The organism is Thermococcus sp. JCM 11816 (assembly GCF_055396515.1).
Window position 1 is genome coordinate 1,257,172 of record NZ_AP043741.1, and the last position, 18,216, is coordinate 1,275,387.

Annotated in this window: 26 protein-coding genes; 4 read left to right on the forward strand and 22 right to left on the reverse strand. The window is 54.8% G+C overall.

The annotated features are described in order from the left end of the window. Window positions 1-92: 92 nt before the first annotated feature. The 3 genes from trxB to ACZ5TN_RS07130 all read right to left on the reverse strand — a co-directional run bounded on the left by trxB (window position 93) and on the right by ACZ5TN_RS07130 (window position 2,908). A complete protein-coding gene (trxB, locus tag ACZ5TN_RS07120) occupies window positions 93-1,085 on the reverse strand; it encodes a thioredoxin-disulfide reductase (protein WP_464916353.1) in 993 nt (330 codons plus the stop codon). Window positions 1,086-1,165: 80 nt separating this feature from the next. After that, window positions 1,166-1,699: a metal-dependent hydrolase gene (locus ACZ5TN_RS07125; protein WP_464916354.1), complete on the reverse strand. Its 534-nt coding sequence runs from the start codon at window positions 1,697-1,699 to the stop codon at window positions 1,166-1,168. Next, on the reverse strand, window positions 1,700-2,908 hold the full coding sequence (locus ACZ5TN_RS07130; protein WP_464916355.1) for a TniB family NTP-binding protein: 1,209 nt from the start codon (window positions 2,906-2,908) through the stop codon (window positions 1,700-1,702). A 61-nt stretch (window positions 2,909-2,969) separates the two neighbouring features. Between ACZ5TN_RS07130 and ACZ5TN_RS07135 the strand changes: the two genes are divergently transcribed. The 4 genes from ACZ5TN_RS07135 to ACZ5TN_RS07150 are packed head-to-tail and all read left to right on the forward strand — an operon-like array spanning window position 2,970 to window position 4,978. Continuing rightward, complete coding sequence (locus tag ACZ5TN_RS07135; RefSeq protein ID WP_464916356.1) at window positions 2,970-3,452, forward strand: THUMP domain-containing protein; 483 nt, start codon at window positions 2,970-2,972, stop codon at window positions 3,450-3,452. Window positions 3,453-3,491: 39 nt separating this feature from the next. Next, window positions 3,492-3,971: a ferritin-like domain-containing protein gene (locus tag ACZ5TN_RS07140; RefSeq protein WP_048053772.1), complete on the forward strand. Its 480-nt coding sequence runs from the start codon at window positions 3,492-3,494 to the stop codon at window positions 3,969-3,971. Window position 3,972: 1 nt separating this feature from the next. Continuing rightward, window positions 3,973-4,458, forward strand: a complete 486-nt coding sequence (locus tag ACZ5TN_RS07145; RefSeq protein ID WP_011251045.1) for a ferritin-like domain-containing protein — start codon at window positions 3,973-3,975, stop codon at window positions 4,456-4,458. Next, window positions 4,445-4,978 carry a ferritin-like domain-containing protein gene (locus tag ACZ5TN_RS07150; RefSeq protein WP_011251044.1) on the forward strand — a complete coding sequence of 178 codons (534 nt, stop codon included), beginning with the start codon at window positions 4,445-4,447 and terminating at the stop codon, window positions 4,976-4,978. Before ACZ5TN_RS07145 ends, ACZ5TN_RS07150 begins: the two co-directional genes overlap by 14 nt. Here ACZ5TN_RS07150 and ACZ5TN_RS07155 read toward each other — a convergent pair whose 3' ends face one another. From ACZ5TN_RS07155 to fdhF, 19 genes are all read right to left on the reverse strand, one after another. After that, window positions 4,979-5,410: a 4Fe-4S binding protein gene (locus ACZ5TN_RS07155; RefSeq protein ID WP_011251043.1), complete on the reverse strand. Its 432-nt coding sequence runs from the start codon at window positions 5,408-5,410 to the stop codon at window positions 4,979-4,981. Beyond that, window positions 5,407-6,399, reverse strand: a complete 993-nt coding sequence (locus tag ACZ5TN_RS07160; protein ID WP_464916357.1) for a respiratory chain complex I subunit 1 family protein — start codon at window positions 6,397-6,399, stop codon at window positions 5,407-5,409. Before ACZ5TN_RS07160 ends, ACZ5TN_RS07155 begins: the two co-directional genes overlap by 4 nt. A 4-nt stretch (window positions 6,400-6,403) precedes the next feature. Continuing rightward, window positions 6,404-7,684: a hydrogenase large subunit gene (locus ACZ5TN_RS07165; protein WP_464916358.1), complete on the reverse strand. Its 1,281-nt coding sequence runs from the start codon at window positions 7,682-7,684 to the stop codon at window positions 6,404-6,406. Further along, complete coding sequence (locus tag ACZ5TN_RS07170) at window positions 7,681-7,896, reverse strand: hypothetical protein (protein ID WP_464916359.1); 216 nt, start codon at window positions 7,894-7,896, stop codon at window positions 7,681-7,683. The genes ACZ5TN_RS07165 and ACZ5TN_RS07170 overlap by 4 nt, the downstream gene beginning before the upstream one ends. Further along, window positions 7,893-8,459, reverse strand: a complete 567-nt coding sequence (locus ACZ5TN_RS07175) for an NADH-quinone oxidoreductase subunit C (protein WP_464916360.1) — start codon at window positions 8,457-8,459, stop codon at window positions 7,893-7,895. The genes ACZ5TN_RS07170 and ACZ5TN_RS07175 overlap by 4 nt, the downstream gene beginning before the upstream one ends. Then, complete coding sequence (locus ACZ5TN_RS07180; protein ID WP_011251039.1) at window positions 8,456-8,986, reverse strand: NADH-quinone oxidoreductase subunit B family protein; 531 nt, start codon at window positions 8,984-8,986, stop codon at window positions 8,456-8,458. Before ACZ5TN_RS07180 ends, ACZ5TN_RS07175 begins: the two co-directional genes overlap by 4 nt. A 183-nt stretch (window positions 8,987-9,169) precedes the next feature. Next, window positions 9,170-9,517, reverse strand: coding sequence for a hypothetical protein (locus tag ACZ5TN_RS07185; RefSeq protein ID WP_048053770.1), 348 nt, complete (start codon window positions 9,515-9,517; stop codon window positions 9,170-9,172). A 1-nt stretch (window position 9,518) separates the two neighbouring features. Then, the gene (locus ACZ5TN_RS07190; RefSeq protein WP_464916361.1) at window positions 9,519-11,060 is read right to left on the reverse strand and encodes a proton-conducting transporter transmembrane domain-containing protein; all 1,542 of its coding nucleotides are present in this window, start codon (window positions 11,058-11,060) and stop codon (window positions 9,519-9,521) included. Further along, entirely contained in the window at window positions 11,057-11,416 is a 360-nt protein-coding gene (locus ACZ5TN_RS07195) for an NADH-quinone oxidoreductase subunit K (RefSeq protein ID WP_011251036.1), read from the reverse strand. The genes ACZ5TN_RS07190 and ACZ5TN_RS07195 overlap by 4 nt, the downstream gene beginning before the upstream one ends. After that, window positions 11,413-11,862, reverse strand: coding sequence for a Na(+)/H(+) antiporter subunit B (locus ACZ5TN_RS07200; RefSeq protein WP_011251035.1), 450 nt, complete (start codon window positions 11,860-11,862; stop codon window positions 11,413-11,415). The genes ACZ5TN_RS07195 and ACZ5TN_RS07200 overlap by 4 nt, the downstream gene beginning before the upstream one ends. After that, window positions 11,859-12,155, reverse strand: coding sequence for a hydrogen gas-evolving membrane-bound hydrogenase subunit E (gene mbhE, locus ACZ5TN_RS07205; protein WP_011251034.1), 297 nt, complete (start codon window positions 12,153-12,155; stop codon window positions 11,859-11,861). Before mbhE ends, ACZ5TN_RS07200 begins: the two co-directional genes overlap by 4 nt. Then, complete coding sequence (locus ACZ5TN_RS07210) at window positions 12,152-12,418, reverse strand: hydrogenase subunit MbhD domain-containing protein (protein WP_011251033.1); 267 nt, start codon at window positions 12,416-12,418, stop codon at window positions 12,152-12,154. The genes mbhE and ACZ5TN_RS07210 overlap by 4 nt, the downstream gene beginning before the upstream one ends. After that, window positions 12,415-12,786: a monovalent cation/H(+) antiporter subunit G gene (mnhG, locus tag ACZ5TN_RS07215; protein WP_011251032.1), complete on the reverse strand. Its 372-nt coding sequence runs from the start codon at window positions 12,784-12,786 to the stop codon at window positions 12,415-12,417. Before mnhG ends, ACZ5TN_RS07210 begins: the two co-directional genes overlap by 4 nt. Continuing rightward, the gene (locus tag ACZ5TN_RS07220) at window positions 12,783-13,037 is read right to left on the reverse strand and encodes a cation:proton antiporter (protein WP_011251031.1); all 255 of its coding nucleotides are present in this window, start codon (window positions 13,035-13,037) and stop codon (window positions 12,783-12,785) included. The genes mnhG and ACZ5TN_RS07220 overlap by 4 nt, the downstream gene beginning before the upstream one ends. Continuing rightward, on the reverse strand, window positions 13,037-13,540 hold the full coding sequence (locus ACZ5TN_RS07225) for a monovalent cation/H+ antiporter subunit E (RefSeq protein ID WP_011251030.1): 504 nt from the start codon (window positions 13,538-13,540) through the stop codon (window positions 13,037-13,039). Before ACZ5TN_RS07225 ends, ACZ5TN_RS07220 begins: the two co-directional genes overlap by 1 nt. Before the next feature lie 192 nt (window positions 13,541-13,732). Continuing rightward, window positions 13,733-14,761 carry a formate/nitrite transporter family protein gene (locus tag ACZ5TN_RS07230; protein ID WP_011251029.1) on the reverse strand — a complete coding sequence of 343 codons (1,029 nt, stop codon included), beginning with the start codon at window positions 14,759-14,761 and terminating at the stop codon, window positions 13,733-13,735. A 110-nt stretch (window positions 14,762-14,871) separates the two neighbouring features. Further along, entirely contained in the window at window positions 14,872-15,366 is a 495-nt protein-coding gene (locus ACZ5TN_RS07235) for a 4Fe-4S dicluster domain-containing protein (protein WP_232500578.1), read from the reverse strand. A gap of 84 nt (window positions 15,367-15,450) precedes the next feature. Continuing rightward, window positions 15,451-15,951 (reverse strand): 4Fe-4S dicluster domain-containing protein, encoded by a 501-nt coding sequence (locus tag ACZ5TN_RS07240; protein ID WP_011251027.1) that lies wholly within the window; start codon window positions 15,949-15,951, stop codon window positions 15,451-15,453. Between the two features lie 5 nt (window positions 15,952-15,956). Further along, a complete protein-coding gene (gene fdhF, locus ACZ5TN_RS07245; protein ID WP_048053768.1) occupies window positions 15,957-18,089 on the reverse strand; it encodes a formate dehydrogenase subunit alpha in 2,133 nt (710 codons plus the stop codon). Between the last annotated feature and the right edge of the window lie 127 nt (window positions 18,090-18,216).

Below are 18,216 nucleotides of genomic sequence, written 5' to 3' on the forward strand. Positions count from 1 at the left end.
ATCAATGAACATTTTTGACCGAAAATTTTTCGAGAAATATCCCGAGCTAAACGAAGCAAGCATTTGAGAAGTAAGAAAAAGAAACAGTAAGATCACTCGCTGTTCTTATTCTTCCACTCCTCGATGAACTCCTTTGCAGAGTTAGCTGCTATTGCACCCTGGCCGACCGCCACCGCTATCTGCTTGAAGACGTTTGTTATGTCTCCAGCGGCGAAGATGCCCGGAACCTTGGTGCGCATGTACATGTCGACCGGGATGTAGCCGTACTCGTCGGTTATGCCGAGGTGCTTCACGAAGTCGGTCTTCGGCTCGTAGCCTATGAAAATGAACACGCCGTCGACCTTCATCTCGGTCTCTTCTCCCGTCTTGACGTTCTTCAGCTTAACTCCCTCAACCTTGTCCTTTCCGATGATCTCAGTAACTACCGTGTCGAGTATCGCTGGAATGCCGCTCTCCTTGAACCTGTCCTGGAGTATCTTGTCGGCTCTAAACTGCTGCCTCCTGTGGACGAGGGTAACGTCAACGCCGATGCTCTTGAGGTAGAGGGCCTCCTGGAGGGCTGTGTTTCCACCGCCGACTACTATGACCTTCTTGCCCTTGAAGAGCGGGCCGTCGCAGGTTGCACAGTAAGAAACGCCCTTTCCCGTAAGCTCTTCCTCACCGGGAACCCTCAGCTTCCTCGGTGCGGCACCGACGGCAATGATAATCGTCCTGGCTTTGTATTCCTTCCCGTTGGCGGTCTTCACCGTAAACTTGCACGGCCCCTCGTAGTAGGCGCACTCCGCTGGATCGATCCTCACCACCTCATCAAAGATAACGTCAACGCCGAGCTTCTTCACCTGCTCGTGCATCCTGTTGGTCAGCTCTGAACCGCTGATCCCCTCTGGGAAGCCGGGGTAGTTCTCTATAAGATCGGTCAAGGCCATGTTTCCGCCGAGGTCTTTGCTTATGATCAGTGTCTCAAGGCCGTAGCGGGCGGCGTAAATAGCCGCTGTGAACCCAGCTGGCCCTGCTCCAATGATGAGAACGTCCCAGGTCTTCTTCTCGTACTCCCCACCGCGCGAGAATCCTCCAAGGCTGAACATTTTTACTCACCTCCGCCATCCACTAAAGTGGACAATTTAAAAGCCTTGTTCCACAAAAGTGTGAACTGAAAAACGAAAATTCAGACGAGTTTCAGGGAACCGTCGAGGAGTAAGTGCAGGGTGTAGCCCAGGAACGCGGACAGTCCCACATAGATAGCTTCCCCAGTGCTCATTCTAAGCCCGTATTCAACGAGCAGGAAGGCCAACAGACCGTAAACGGCCGCGAAGAGGAGAGAGTGGACGATCCCCCTATGGTGCGGCATCAGCCAGGTGAAGGCGTACCATCCAACCAAAGCCCCAACGGCTCCGATCACCCAGGCCGCGACAACTGAGGCCCATTCTGGGCTGAGATTTACCCATCCGCTTGCCCATAAGTAAACAGCGCTTCCGACTGCAACGCTGGCTATGGGCTTTGCACCCCTGTGTATAAGGGCATCGGGGTGGTCTAGGTCAGGGAGATCGCTCCCAAGGACGTAGAAGGCATAGCCAAGTACCATGGCCGTTGACGTGAGTTCAAGCGGAACCCCCAGATAGACTTTGAGAAGGAAACCTACGAGGACGGCCACCGGATAGGTAACTATCCCGCTGAGGACGTGGACATCGTAGTTCGGCATTCACTCACCCCTCAGCTTTTCGGCCTGTCCCTCTTCTAAAAACTTTCTGACATAGTCAGGAACCTTGTAGCTGCCGTTCGGGTCTCCAACGAGAAAGCCAAGCCTCACGAGCTCGTTGAGGCTCTCATAAACCTGCATGCCCGGCTTCTTGACCGCTTTGGCCACTTGAATATAACTCACAGGGCCTCCTTTGAACTCAAAAACCACCGCCTCAACGAGGTCCTTGTAGTCCTTTGGAATCCTCATCAGGTACTCCTCAAGGCTCTTCGGCTCTTCGAGGATGGTCGTCACCACGTAGTCGTCTATGGGGTCGAACTTGTGCTTCGCCGCTTCGCTCAGGACGTAGTGGAGGAGCCTTAAAATCTGCCTAGGGTTGCCCCTCGCCAGATCGTGGATGAGCTTGATCGCCTCCTCCGTGAACGGATAGATCGGGTCGTCCGTGTCCTTCACTCTCGCCTTGTTGAGCCTTTTCTTGACAAGTTCAAATGTCTCCTCGACGCTCATCGGCCTCAGCTTGAACTCGTAGTGGAGCCTCATGAAGAACGCTGGGAATATCTTCGTGTACTCCTCGTACGCCTCCGGGATGCAGGCGAAGGCCACTATACACCCTGGCGGCATCGTGCTTATCACGTGCCTCAGCATCTCAAAGAACTGTATCTTCTCCCTCTCTCCCGCTCCCTGCATGTTCTCGAGCTCATCCAAAAGGAGAGCGGAGTAGGGGTACTTTTTGAGTTGCTCAACCAGAAGCTCCGCAATGTCCCTGCTCTTGTACTCGTTCGGGTCGCTCAGCATCTTTTCAAGTCTGTCTATGAAGCCTAACTTCCTCGAGAGGTTCTCAAGGAAGATGTTCGTCCTGCTCCTCGGCGGCTTAAGGGCATAGAAGATGTCGCGCGTGAGCTTCAAGATGTCATTGGTGTCAACCTTGACGTAAATGGCCTTTCCGCCGTTGTCCTCGATGGCCTTGGCTATGTTCTTGAGCCTCTGGGTCTTTCCCATTCCAAGGGGGCCGACTATGCTGAGGGCTATCGAGCTTTTATTGCCAATTACCTCCGAGATTATCATCTGGAGGCGCATATCAACTTCCTGGTAGACGTGAATGCTCTCAACGTCGGCTATTCCTTCGCTTGCGAGCTGCTCAAACGGGTTGTGAGAGAGACCATAAACGTCATATGAATGAGAAGGGTAAAACTTAAGGCCATCCCTTTCCATTTCACCTCACCGATTTAGAATGTCCTTCGGAATATAAAAACCTGTCCATCGGTGAGCTGATATGATTCTCCTAGTAACATGCCCGCAGGGAAGGGAAGGCGATGCAATACTCGAGCTGGAGTGGGCGCTTGAAAAGGTTAAGGTCCATGGAACCGATTGGAGGGGTGTCCTGCTCGCTGAAACTCCCCTATCAAAGGAAGAAGCGCTTCGAAGGCTCAAAGATTTTGAAACGCAGGCAATCCAAAGGGTTGTGCCGCTGGAAGTCCTTGTGAGGGCCTCCTTTGACGAGATAGCGGATGCAGTACTAAACCTCGCTGAGAGAATCCAGGGTAGCTTTGCGGTGAGGGCAAAGGTCAGGGGAAACAAAAAACTCTCCCAGCGGGAGCTTGAGATAAAGCTCGGCTCGCTCATAGTCGAGCGCTATAACCTGCCGGTGAATCTGAGTGATCCAGACTACACCGTCATCGTTGAAGTCCTCGGGAAGAAAGCTGGAGTGGGAGTTCTCAGGCGTGGGGAGCTTCTCCGCTTCGAGGTAGAGGAATAGGCTTATTAGGGTGGGCACCGTTTTCCCACTGTGGTCAAAATGATGGACGTTGATGAGGTCATTGAGATGCTCTCAAAGCTGAGCTACGAAGAGGCCTTAGCCTACTGGATAAGTGGGGAGAGGGAAGAGGCAAAGCTCTACAAGGAGCTCGCCGAGAGAGCAAGGGCGCTCGGTCTTGGGGAGAGTATTGTCAAGGTCTTTGAAAAGCTCTCAAAAGACTCCCAGAGGCACGCCGAGGAGCTGACGAAAATCTTCAAGGAGAGCTTTTCAAGGGAGCCGAAGACTGACATACCGCCGGTAGAAGTTCTATCAGTTCTCAACAAGTTCGAGAGGGCAGACCAGATAAAAGAAGTCCTTGAGGCTGCGATGGAGAGCGAGCTGACCGCCCATAAGGTTTACAAGCTTCTCGCCGAGAAGGTGGAAGATGAACGGCTGAAGGAACTCTACCTCAAACTCGCTGAGGTTGAGAGGACCCATTACGAGGCCCTGAAGGCGGAATACGAAAAGCTGGGTGATTGAAATGGTCGTGGAGATCCTTAACGAGATAAGGAAGCTGGACGAGAGGGAGCTGTTAAGCTACTGGATTAAAGGTGAATACGAAGAGGCTGAAACGTACTGGAAGCTCGCCGAGCGTGCTAAGGAGCTTGGACTGCCAGAGGAAGTTGTCAACACTTTCAAGAGGCTCGGTGACGAGTCAAAGGGGCACGGCGACGAGCTCTACAAAATCTACCGCCAGAACTACGGGGACGAGCTGGTCGAGGTGAACGTTCCGAACGTTGAATCCCTCAACGTCCTCGGCAAGTTCTGGAAGGTCGAGGATTTGAAGGACGTTTTGGAGATAGCGATGGAGAGCGAGAAGCTGGCCGAGACGATATACAGAAAGCTCGCGGAGGAGTGCAAAAAGGAGGAGCTCAAAAGGGTTTATCTCACGCTGGCGGACGTTGAGAGGGGACACTATGAGTCCCTGAAAAAGCTGGCAGGGGGTATCGTCAATGGAAGACCTTGAAGAGACTCTGGAAAGGTTCAAAGATATGTTGCTTGGGCTCTCCGAGCGCGAAATCCTCTCCTACTGGATCTGGGGCGAATATGAGGAGGCCAGGATTTACTGGGGGCTCGCGAAAAAAGCTGAGGAGCTTAGGCTTCCGCCCGGTCTCCTCTCTGCCTTCAGGAAGCTGGCCAAGGAATCTGAGGAGCACGGGGACACTCTGAAGAGGATATACGTTAAAACCTACGGTGAAGAACCGAAAAAAGTTGACCTGCCGTACATTGAAGCGGAGGTTCTCTCAAAGGCCTTTGAAGACCCGGAGAACATACCCAAAGTTCTCGCAATAGCGATGGAGACCGAGCTCGTTGCGATGGAGCTGTACAGACATCTCGCCTCAATAACGGAGAACGAGGAGGCCAGAAAGGTCTACCAATACCTTGCCAACGTAGAGTGGGCCCATTACCAGAGGCTCAAGGGCGAGGCTGAGCTCATGGGCTTCAGCGTTGAACAGTATGGAATAAAAGTAAAGGTGACGGCGTAATCATGCCTTCCCTTCCTTCTCCTTCTTCGCGGCCTCTTTGGCCTTCTTCTGCTCTTCCAGCTTCCTCTTTATCTCCTCGACTTTTTCAGGCTTCAGAGGGATAAACCTGTCGTCGTGGTTGTCGTAGCTGGCCAGCAGGAAGTCCTTGCTGAGCTGGAGCGCCCCTGTAGGACAGACGTCAACGCACTGGCCGCAGTAGACACAGCGAGCTGTCCAGAGGGCCACCTTCCTTATCTCCGGCAGGTAAACGAAGACCCCAGCTGGACAGACATTGACGCACATCCTGCAGCCGACGCACTTGTCCACGTTGTAGGCTATCATTCCCCTGAAGTCCTCGGGAATCGGAACCGGCTCCGTCTGCGGGAAGCGGTTTGTCGCCGGCTTCTTGAAGAGGTTTCTGAGCACCACTGGGACGAGGATTGGGGCCTTCACATTATCACCTCCATCGCTATGAGGAGCGAGCCGATCAGCGAGGCCAGGAAGACGTTCTTCCAGAGGAAGTCAACGGCCTGCGTTATCTTCAGCCTTCCCGTTACTGCCCTAAAGACACTCTGGACAATGAAGAGAACCAAGAACACCTTAAGCGTGTGGAAGAGCAGGTCAACGACGTTCGCTGAGAGGCCACTCAGCCCGAAGTAGCCCGAGATTCCCCACGGGAAGAATATCGCGACAACGAGCGACGCTGAGATGAAGGCCTTTATCGAGTGCGTCAGCTTGAGGAGTGCCAGGTACCTTCCGCTGTACTCGACGAGGAGTCCCTCCGCTATCTCTTCCTCGGCATCGGGTATGTTGAAGAACCCGACCTCTATCTCGCTCGCCAGCCAAACGGCGAAGACGTAGAGGAGTATAACTGCCCCAACGAAACTCATCGGAGTCCCTATCTCCCATATGTTGTGCTGATAGAACGTCCCCATACTGAAGGGCTTGTCAACGCCTAGCTTTCCAATGCGCCACATTATGGTGAATATCGCCAGCATCATGGCTGGTTCCCTTGAGACCATTATCGTCGCTTCCCTCGCTGCACCTATCTTGGCGTACGGGTTCCCCGAGCTTATTGCGCCGAGCATCTTGAAGAAGCTGATGAGGGTTAAGAGGTAGATGAAGACGATGACGTCTCCCTTGCTCGCCAGAATCGGCGTGAAGCCCATCGGCGTGTAGGCGAGGAGAGCTATAGCGGTGGCTAAGGCCAGAACAGGAGCGGCCCTGAACATGTAGTTCGCGGTGTTCGGTATTATAGTTTCTTTGCTCGCCAACTTGAGGAAGTCGTAGATCGGCTGGAGTATAGGGGGACCGATTCTCCTCTGCATTCTGGCCACTAACTTCCTGTCTATTCCCTCCCAGACGAGTGAAGCGAGTGAGACGAAGGCGTAGAGGCCGAGCAGGCCCGCGATTGGGTAAACCACGTTGCTTACCACGTCCATGCTATCACCTCACACAGCCAACACCAAGCGGGCTCGGGTCTCCCTTGATCTCCGGGTTGATCTCGCGCGTCCTCTTTATCGACTCCCTCAGGAGGTCCTTCTCGGTCAGGATTTTCTTCTTCCCGTCCTGCACAACGGCAACCCTGTCGGTACAGCTCAGGCACGGGTCTATTGAAGCAACCGCAACCACAAAGTCCGCCACCTGGTCGCCGATGACTCCCCTGGCAACCGCGAAGAGGTTCGGGAACGTCGGCTCTCTCGGCTTCCAGCGGAGCGGCTTATCGCTTCCCTTCTTTCCGCGGACGTAGTGCACCAACTCTCCTCTCGGCGCCTCGTACCTGCCTATTCCCTCACCGTCAACCATCAGCCTCAGCTTGGCGTAGAGGACGTTGTCCTTCGGGAAGGTCTTTATCGGCCCGTCGGGCATCGCATCGAGGGCGTGCTCTATGAGCTCAAGGCTCTGCCAGAGCTCCCCTATCCTGACGGCCATCCTGTCGAAGACGTCCCCCCTCGGCCTCTCTCCCGTTACATCCTGCGGCATGACCGGCTTTATGCCGAGGTCCGGATAAACCCCAAGCCCCTCGCTCCAGCGGGCGTCGTCCCTGATTCCGCTCCCCCTTCCCGTTGGGCCAACGGCTCCCTGCTCCAGGGCAACGCGCTTGCTTATCACTGCTGTGTCCCTGAAACGGGCCTCTATCGTTGGATCGTGGAGGAAAGCCTCCTCTATCTGCGGGAAGACTTCCCTGTAGTACTTTATCATCTCCTCGATGATCCTTCTCTTCTTCTCGTCGATGTCCCTCCTGACGCCGCCTATCGTCACCATCGAGTAGTTAACGCGGTTTCCTGAGACGGCCTCAAGGGTGTCCATAACCTTCTCCCTTGCCAGCCAGGTGAGGTGAAGCAGGGTGTCGTAGCCTATGTCGTGGGCAAGAACGCCGAGGTTGAGGAGGTGGGAGTGAATCCTCTCGAGTTCGCCGATGATTACGCGGATGTACTCGGCCCTCTCGGGCACCTCTATGCCTCCAGCCTCCTCAACGGCCCTCGTGTAGGTGTGGTTGTGAGAGAAGGAGCAGATTCCGCACATCCTCTCGGCGAGGTACATTATTTGGATGTAGTTTCTCCTGAGGGCTATCCATTGGATTCCGCGAAGGTTGTAACCGAGCTTGACGTCAACGTCAACTATCCTCTCGCCGTCTAGGGTGAGTATGAACTTCTCGGGCTCTTCAAGGCCTGGATGAATTGGACCGAAGGGTATCTTGACCCAGTACTCGACTTTTTCGGTCATTTTGAATCCCCTCCCTTCTTCATCAGGTACGGATGACCCGCGTTCTTCACCATCACAGCCCTTGCTTGCGCAAGCGCTGGCGGAAAAGCTTTAACTCCCAAAACGGGCCAGTTTATCCCTTTGGGTGCCCCACTACTCGCTTTCTCTATACTGTTCACCTCACTGAAAATGCCTGACGGCGGGTGAGCGTGAACCTCACTAACGGGCATCATTTCTTTGCACCCCCTAACAAGTATGGATGACCAGCGTTCTTGACCATCTCCTCTGAAATGCCCTTATCGTCGAGGCGGAGCGGGTAGATGCCCTCTGGGAAGTCATCTGGAAGGAATAGCCTCCTCTTGTCGGGGGCACCCTCGAAGTCAAGCCCGACCATCTCCATGCCTTCCCTCTCGAACTGGAGCGCTATCGGGAAGACGTCGCTGATATCTGGGAGCACCGGGTCGTCCTTTGGTGCGTGGACGTCCACGATGAGTGAAACCGCAGGAGCGTCCCTGTAGTGGATAAGGATGTGGCTGAGAAAGCCCAGCTCTTCTCCCCAGTCCTGCTCTATTCCTATCGAGTAGTGGGCCTCTGGGTCGAGCCCCTTGATGAAACTCATCAAAGCCTTGTAGTCCTCCCTCGGAACCCTCACCCAGACCCTCTGTCTGCCCCACTTGTTGGTCTTCACCTCAACGCTCGCGCTCGGGAAGCGCTCGGCTATTTTCCTTGCAACATCCTCCGCCTTTGTCGGTTCTTTGACTTCGTTAACCTCGGTAATGGGATTAGCTTCACTCATTCTCCCACCTCCTCTGGAACCTCCCCCTTAATCATCCTGGCGAGCTTCTCCAGGGCAAGAACGACGCCGTGTAGAATGGCCTCAGGCCTCGGCGGGCAGCCGGGAACATAAACGTCCACGGGGATAACCCTGTCCAGCGGGGCGTTTGTGAACGGGCTCTCGTAGAAGACGCTTCCACCGGTTGGGCATGCTCCAACGGCTATGACTATCTTTGGGTCTGGTGTCTGCTCGTAGACGAGTTTAACCCTCTCAAGGCTCTGGTTGGTCACGGGGCCCGTAACGACCAGTATATCTGCGTGCCTTGGGCTGCCGACGAGCTTGACTCCAAAGCGCTCAGCGTCGTAGCGCGGTGTTAGAGCGGCTATTATCTCGATGTCGCAGCCGTTGCACGAGCCGCTGTTTACGTGGAATACCCAGGGCGACTTTCCAAGGAACCTGCAGAGCTGGGCTATTCTCTTTTCGAGCCTCTCGCGCTCCGATGGATTTGATTTCTGCCCGTTTTGGTTGGCGGGAACTGTTATCGCCATCTTACCTCACCCCCATATGAGCCCTTTGCTTCGCAAAGCGCTCGCGGAAACATTTTCACTCCCAAAACCTTCTTCTTTCCAGAGGGGGTGGCTCGTACTGGCACTATTCTCACTGTTCGCACGTTTAGTCCGTCCTTCGGACGGGAAGTGAATGCGAACCTCATCAATGTGCTCCATCATCATTCACCCCCAGATTAACAAAACGCCGAGCACGAAGGCCGTCGTTATCACCAGGTAGCTCGCGTAGTCAGTGAGCAGGCCTGTGTGATCCCTCCTGAGCACAGTGAAGAAGTTCTTGAGGGCGTAGGTTAGGCCCCACATGACGTTTCTTCCCGTGTAGTGGCCCTCCAGGTGCTCGAAGCCGGGAATTATCCTGTCCGGATCTTCGCCGCTGATGAATATCTTCGTCCCATCTCCGGTTTCCCTCGTTCCCATTCCGCTTCTCTTCGCCCACTTGTCGAGGAGATAAGCCAGGATGAGGCCGATGATAAAGACGAAGACGAAGTAAATGGCATCCCAATAACCGAACATTTCAGGCACCCCCCATCAGTGTTGCTATGTATCCGAGCTGGTTTTCGAGGGCCTTAGCCGCTGGAATCATGACTTTGTCGCTTATCTGCCACGGGAAGAGTCCCATGATGATTATTGCCAAAGCCAGGATTATCATCGGCCAGAGCATGCTCGCCTCCGGGTCTCTGGCGTTCATGACCTTCTCGCTCGGCCTTCCGAAGAAGGTGTAGAGAACCCTGACGTAGGCCGCCGTACAGAATGCAGTTCCAATTATCGCTATTGCACCGAGAACCGGGTTGAAGATCGCAGAACTCTCGTAGATGAGCCACTTGCTCGCGAATCCGTTCAGCGGCGGCATTCCGATTATCGCGGCCGCTCCGATGAGGAAGGCGAACGTTGTTTTCGGCATTGTCCTGGCCAAACCGCTCAGTTCGTTGAGGTTCCTCGTTCCGAGCTCGTGTATAACCGCTCCAGCTATGAGGAAGAGGAGCGCCTTCATGAGGGCGTGGTTGAAGGTGTGATATATCGCTCCAGCGAGGGCAATATCTCCAGTTCTGCTTCCGTAGGCTGCCAAACCTATTCCGAGGCCGAGGAGGATGTAACCTATCTGCCCGACGGAGGAGTAGGCCAGAAGGCGCTTCATATCGGTCTGTATTACCGCCATCGCGTTGCCTACTATGAGGGTTATGCAGGCGAAGATTATGATCACCCAGCCGACGGTCTTCATGCTGACGCTCGCCCCGTAGATGCTGAAGAGTATCCTCGCCAGGGCGTAGACACCGCCTATCTTGATGACCAGGCCTGAAAGCATGGCCGAGATTGAGCTCGGTGCTGCTGGGTGGGCATCGGCCAGCCACATGTGAACAGGAGAAGCACCACTCTTGAAGAGCAGACCCGCTATGAAGAAGGCTAAAGCCACCTTGGCAACAACGCTCGGGTTCTGAGACAGCTTGATCGCGAGGTAGCCCATAGTCAGCGTCCCGTACTGGCCGTAGAGGAGTGCTATCCCGAGGAGGACGAGCGAGCTCGCTATCGAGCCGACGAACATGTACTTTATGCCCGCCTCGATGCCCTCCCAGGTGTCGTTCCTGAAGGCGACGAGGGCGTAGCTGGCTATGCTCATTATTTCCAGGAAGACGTAGAAGTTGAAGAGGTCGCCGGTTATCGCTATGCCGAGCATTCCTAGTTCGAGGATCAGGATGAGGGTGTAGTACTTGTCCAGACCCGTGTCGTGCTTCATGTAGCCGAGCGAGTAGACAACGGCAAGGAACGCGACGAGGGTCACCATGAGCACCATTAAAGCTGAGAGCAGGTCAACCTCCCAGACTATCCTGACCGGGAAATTCGCTTTGCCGAACGGGCTCTTAGCGCCGAGGGTGTAAAGTATCGGGCCGTTTTCGTAGACTGAATAGAAGACCGCGGAGCCAATGATTAGGGTTATTCCAGAGATAATGACCGTCCATGCCTCTCTGGCTTTCCTTCCTGCCAGACTGATTATCGGCATTGAGAATGCTCCGAAGAGCGGGACGATAATCAGGTAGGGTAAGATCGTCTCGCCGTTCATCCCCTCAACCTCCTCAGGGCTCTCACGTCAAGGGTTCCGTAGTGGCGGTAGGCGTTTATCGTCAGGGCAACGGCTAGGGAAAGCACACAGACGCCGATGACTATGCTCGTGAGGACGAGCGCCTGCGGCAGCGGGCCGACCATCGGGCTTTTGAGCGTCTCGTACCCGGTGTAAATTGGGGCGGTCGGGACTTCGTTGAGCTCCATTCTGTAGCCGAGGCTGATGAGGAGCAGGTGAATTCCAGCGTCTATTATGTTGAGCGCCAACACGAGCTTGAGCAGGTTCCTCTTCGCGAGGAACGCGTAGATTCCGAGGGCTATCATGAGGAACGCAACTATGAACTGGAACTGAATCAAGACTTCCACCTCCTCCAGAGGGCTATGGCAGTTAGGGCACTAACAAGTCCCGTGAAGACCTTCAGTCCGACTGCGAGGTTCATTATCGGCAGGAATCCAGCGGAAAGCAGCGTTCCAGGCTTTCCGTTGAAGAACGGGCCGTTGTGCCAGAGGGTATTGTAGAAGAAGGCCGTTCCTATACCCAGCATCGCCGCACCGAGGAAGACGAGGCCGCCGAGGCCTTCGAGGGCAGAGTAAAGGTGCTTGTTGTAGCGCTTTTTCATCTCGCCTAATCCAAATGCTATCAGGAACAGGATTCCGGCTCCTGCTATGGTGGCTCCTCCCTGAAAGCCGCCACCCGGTGTGAGGTGGCCGTGCATGACAACGTAGGCCCCGAATATTCCGATGAGCGGTATCGTAGCCCTCGCAGCAGTCCTGACGATAACACCCATGTCGGAGTCGTTCATTCCTCATCCCTCCTCCAGGGTCTTAGAAGGGCAACTGCACCGGCTATGGCGGTGAAGAGAACGGTAGCCTCTCCAAGGGTATCGTAGCCACGGTAGTCGAACACGATGTCGGTAACGATGTTCGTTCCGCCGACTTCCTCAACGCCGTGCTCGATGTAGTAGTTGTCGGTGTAGCGGTACTTCAGCCAGTCTTCTCCGCCGGGCCCGAACTTGAGGCCGTAGTTGGGGTTCGCTATGTAGAGGAGCGCACCGAGTATGAACAGGAGCGACAGATAAGCTAAGGTTCTCTTCATGGCACCTCACGCTCCCACCTTTCCGTCTTCGCGATGCCGTAAACAACAACGGCCGTAACAACGCCCGCTCCGACGGCAGCCTCGGCTATGGCAACGTCCGGCGCGTGCAGGGTGTAGAACTCAAGGCTGAGCAAGAGGCTCATCGCTGCCGAGGCCAAAGCCGCCGACAGAAGGTCGCGGTAGCGTATCGTAAGATAGGCCGTGATCAGCACTCCGACGAGGATTATGGCCTGGATGAGCATATCAAGGTCAACGGCGTTCATTCGGAACCACCCCCGAGCTTCTCCTCGTAGGCATCAACAACCGCTCTAACCGGCTTGACTCCGCTGAGGTGTGCCGCTTTGGCTATCGCGTGAGCTCCCGTCGGGTTCGTGAGTAGGAGCGCTATGAGGGCAATGAAGCTGTGGAGGGCCATCTGGAGATACTTGGAGTCCCCTGTCCTGTGGAGCTGGTAGAGGGCGTGGGTGACGACGGCAAAGACGGCAAAGATAGTCCCGAAGGTCGTGCACTTGGTGGCGCCGTGGAGCCTTGTGTAAACGTCGGGGAAGCGGAGGAGCGCGAAGCTTCCGAGGAGGTTGAAGGTCACGCTTATTCCGAGGAAGACGTAGATGAGCACTTCAACGTAGTTCATGCCAATCCCCCCTGGAGGTACTTCGCTATCACGAGCGTGCCTATGTAGCTCAGAAGGGCGTACACTATCGCGATGTCGATGTAGATCGTCCTGTCGTAGGCCGCTCCGAGGAGAACCATGCCCGCGACGACGAGCGTGTTGAGGGTGTCAACGCCGACTACTCTGTCGGGAACCGTTGGCCCGAGTATGAGCCTCAGCACCGAGATTAAACCCGCTATCCCAACGAGAACCATCGCATAGAAGAATGCCATCATCTTCCCAGCCTCCTGGCCCATTTTTCGAAGGGCCCAGCAACCGGCTCCGAGCTTTCGGGCCTCTCAAGGCCCTCCGGCACGTTGATCCAGTGAACGTAGAGCGCCTTTTCTTCCGGATCGGCTTCAACTGTCAGGGTTCCAGGGGTGAGTGTGATCGAGTTGCTGAGAATTGTGTACTGGGCGTCGTTGTTGAGGTCAACTGGGACGCGGACTATCCCCGGCCTTATCTTCCCCGTTATGACCCTGTAAGCGACGTCGAAGTTGGCCTTCACCATGCCCCAGAAGAGAACCGGTGCATATGCTATGAAGCCGAGCCATTTCACAGGGTTCAGGAAGCGCGTTGAGTTCTCACCTACCACGTCCTTCGTCGCATAGCCGATTATTGCCGCGAATATCAGTCCAGCCACTAGCTCTTCCGTGCTCCACAGCAGTCCGTTGCTTCCCGCTGTTAAGACCAGCCACACGATGTAGGCGAAGAGGAACGCCACTATGAACGGCAAACTACCACCTCCAGATGAGACATTTTCAGCACCTCTCACTTCCGATTTCTCATTCTGCTTAAAACGCTTTTCCCAAGCTTTTGTTTGGCAAGAGAAGGTATTAAACGGCTCGTTTTGAACCAATGGTTCAAATCTAAAAGTTAAATTAAGAACTTCAATGCTGCGAATTAGGGGGTAATAAAGGAAAATGCATCAGGCGGGCTTGGCAATCTTGGCCAGGAAGAACGTGCCCGCTATGTAGTAGATTGAAAGCGCAAGCGGAACGGCGTACATTGCACCACTGCCGAGAGCGCTGTCGAGTGCCATTGCTATTCCAGCAGGTACGAGGGTCGCGACGATCCAGAATGCTATGAAGACAACCAGGAAGTCAACGATCTCCTTGATGAGCCTCTCGGCGGTGAGCTCCGGGTGGCTGAGGTACCAGTAGTAGAACGCGACGAAGAGGAAGCCGCCGACGGCGTTGCCGAAGGTCACCGGGATCAGGTTGTGGAAGAACTTTGTCCAGGTTATGGTGTAGTTGCTGAGGAGTATCCCCGTTGGGATCGCCCACATGTTGGCGATGGCGTGTTCAAAGCCTATGGCGACGAAGGCAAAGATTGGGAACCATATAGCGAGTATCTTACCTGCCCCGTCCTGAACCCTAGCAGACTGCCATATTGCAAGGTTGACGAGCCAGTTACAGCCGATGCCGAGGAAAAACAGCGCGAGCATGTCCTTTGAAACCTTGCCCGTGGCTATGCTCACCGTGACTTTTCCAAAGGTGTTAGGGTCTCCAACGTGGCCGAAGAGTCCGGTTAGGGTAGTTGCCAGCAGGGCAAGGAAGATTGAGCCTATGAAGTTGCCCCCGTAGCTTCCGAACCAGTTGTAGAGGACGCACTTGAAGTCGGCGTAGCCCTTAACCTTCGCGGAGCTGAGGAACTGAACGTTGCCGGTCCAGAGGTCAGCACCGCCTATGACAACCCCAATGAGGCCGACAGGGAAGACGGCACCGAGGAGGAGCTTGAAGGCGGATATGTTTCCCTTGTCAGGGAAGAGCTTGGGGCTGTAGCCGGAAGCCGCCACCACCGCCAAGAGGAATCCGAAGGCGATGAACGCTCCAGCCATAAAGCCGGCAAAGAGTAACCTTCCGGGGGTTGTTCTGAACTTGGGGGTGGCCTTCTTGGCTATCCCCTCAAAGGTGGTATCCACACCATACAGGATTTGTTCTTTCGGATCGACCATTCGATCACCTCCTATTCTTCATAACCTTTCCTCAAGATGTTCCAAGCCCACGTGATAGGCCCTTCCGAGTGGTATCACGGAGAAAACACAGAAAGGAACGAAGGTTCATCTTATCCCTCCCTACTTGCTCTCATCGTTTCATTTACCGTGAGCTTTCTGCGGCAACTCCTGCAGAGAACGGCCCTTCCCACTATCTCATCGCGATCAAACATTCCTTCCGAAAGCATCTGGAGGGACTTTTCCAGCGATCTCTCTGTGTAATCGGCATAGTTCCCGCAACCAGGACATAGGTGAAGCCTTAGTTCCACAACCTCAACGTAAGCCCTTTTCCTCAGAGAGATAACCTCAAAAGTTGCTATCTTAATAGCCCCCGTCGGGCAGACCTCCTCACAACGAGTGCATGGAGTGCACTTTCCGATGTTGAGGGATATCTTCCTGATACCTTCCATGTAGTCGTCTATAGCCTGCAGAGCACCCGCAGGGCAAACATTAACACAGGCGCCGCAACCGATGCAGAGCTCTGGGTCTATTTGCGGGACTCCCAAACCATTAGGAAGATGTTCCAATGGTATTAAGGAACACTTCAACGTTTCAGGCATTTTCATCCCTCTTCAGCACTTTTGGTCGCCCTACCCCCCGTTTGGTATGCGTCTCCACGAGTAAGGAAAAAGTTAGGAAACTACAAATACCTACACACCCCTGAACTGTATTCTCTCGCCGCTCTTGGCTATCTCTATCGCCTTTTCGGTGAACTTTTGTCTCCTCATCCTTTGGATGTCGTTGAAGTCGCCGAAGAGAAGGGCATCGGTCGGGCAGGTTTCCACACACGCCGGGAGCTTTCCTTCGGCTCTCCTGTGGGCGCAGAGGTCGCACTTCATCATTATCTTGTCAAGGGAGTCAAGCTCTGGTATTCCAAAGGGGCACACGATTCCACACATCAGACAGCCAATGCACTTCTGGGGGGCGAGCAGAACTGCTCCATCCCCATCGCGATAGAGTGCGTTTGTCGGGCAGACCTCGAGGCAGGGAGCCTTCTCACAGTGGCGGCAGTTGAGGGCCATCGCGGCCATTTCCTGCCATTCAAAGACGTTTATGAATGATCTTCCGTTGTGTTCGCGCTCGCAGGCTACCTCACAGGCGCGGCACTCGATGCACTTTGAAAAGTCTATAAAAACGGTCTTTCTGGCCATTCAGGTCACCCCCTAACAATTTCAATCTCTGGTATAACGGGAGGTACCTTCTTCATGAGCTCCCTGGCCTCTTCCTCCGTAATCTTGACGACTTTGCAGGCGCAGGCCTTGGTCTCCGGAATCTTGGCCACTGGGTCGAGGGCATCGTTGGTAACGACGTTCGCTCCCCAGTGCCAGGGAACCGCTATAACCCCCTTCTTGACTGTCCTCGTGACCTTTGCCCTGATCGGATACTCTCCTCTTCTTGTGACGATTTTGACCCAGTCCCCGGTCTTTATTCCAAGTCTCTCGGCGTCCTCAGGGTGTATCTCAGCGAGGGGCTCGGGCCACCTCTTGACGAGGGCCCTGCTCCTTCCGGTCATCGTGAGGGTGTGGTAGTGGCCAACGTACCTCACTGTCGTCAGGAGGAACGGGTAATCCTCGTCCGGTGTTTCAGCCGGCCCGCGGTACTCAACGGCCGCGAGGTGCGCCTTGCCATCGCTGGTCAGGAACCTCTCCTTGTAGAGAACCCTCGTGCCGGGATGGTCTTCACTCGGGCACGGCCAGTGTATTCCAGCTAAGTTTGCCTTGAGCCTCTCTGGAGTTATGCCCCGATACTGTGGGGTGCAGGCGTTGACCTCACGCAGAATGTCCTCTGGGCCGGAATAGTTGAAGCCCTTCGGCCCGTCTCCTGTGAAGCCAGCGGCCTTGCCTATCTCACTGACTATCCACCAGTCCGGCCTCGCCTCCCCCGGCGGGTTGATCGCCTGGAAACTCCACTGAACCCTTCTCTCGGTGTTCGTGAGGGAGCCCTCGTTCTCAAGCATAGCCGCAGCCGGGAGAACTATGTCCGCGAACTCCATGGTCGGTGTGGGAACTATGTCCTGAACGACCATGAACTCAAGCTTATGGAGGGCCTTGATGACGTGGTTGGTGTTAGCATCGCTTATGACAGGGTTCTCACCCATGACGTAGTAGGCCCTGACCTTCCCCTTCTCTATGGCGTGGGCAGCCTCGATGACTGTAAGTCCCACCTCTCCGCTCAGCTCGGTTCCCCAGAACTCCTCGAAGAACTTCCTCCCTTCAGGATCGGAAACCGCTTTGTAGCCGGGGAAGACGTTTGGAAGTACTCCAAGGTCGCAGGCTCCCTGGACGTTGTTCTGGCCGCGCATTGGGGATACTCCACAGCCTTCCCTTCCCTGGTAGCCACATATGGCTGAAAGCGTTGCGAGCAGTCTCACGTTGTCGTGTCCGTGGGTATGCTGGGTTATTCCCATCGCCCACGTTATTACGCCCTTCCCCCCCGTTGCAAACGTCCTCGCGGCCTGGACTATCAGATCTGCTGGAACGCCGGTTATCTTCTCGACGTACCCGGGAGTGAACTTCTCAACGGTCTTGGCGAGTTCATCGAAGCCCGTGCACCTCTCCCTGACGAACTTCTCGTCGTAGAGCCTCTCCTCTATGATGACATGAATGAGGCCGTTTATCAGGGCGATGTCGGTACCGGGGTAGTGCTGCAGGTAAATGTCGGCGAACCAGGCTGTCCTTGTAAAGCGCGGGTCGGCCACTATGACCTTAGCTCCCCTCTCCTTGGCCTTGAGAACGTAGCGGAAGCCAACCGGGTGAGTCTCGGCGAAGTTGTGGCCGATGATGAAGATAACGTTCGCCTCTTCAATGTCCCTGTATGTGTTCGTCATCGCCCCAGCGCCGAAGACGGCTTTGAGGCCGGAAACTGTTGATGCATGGCAGAGTCTCGCGCAGTGATCAACGTTGTTGGTTCCGAGCATTCTGGCCAGCTTCTGTATAAGGTAGTTTGGCTCGTTGAAAGTTTTTGCACTGCCGAAGAACATCATTGAATTCGGATCGTCCTTTGAATACTCCTTAAGCCTCTCGGCGACCTCCTTTATGGCCTGACTCCAGCTTATCTCGACGAACTTGCCTTGCTCCTTCGCCTTTAATGGCTTCTTAAGCCTGTCCCGGGCGAGGACGTACTCAAGAACGGCGTTGCCCTTGGGACAGAGCTTTCCATTTTCGTTTGAGATTCCGGGTATGTCATTGGCGTACTCGATGCCAAGGGGATGGCCGTCAGAACTCCTAATGTACAGCCTGCACCCCACACCGCAGTAGGGGCAGACCACAGGGACGAGCTTTTCATCCATTCTCAACACCTCCATCATCGCACTGTACATCATGCGTCATTACAGCACTAATATTCAACACTGTACTTTTTTATCCCCACACAGAACTCCCGCTTCTGGCTTAAAACCGTTTTTAAATCGCTTGGTT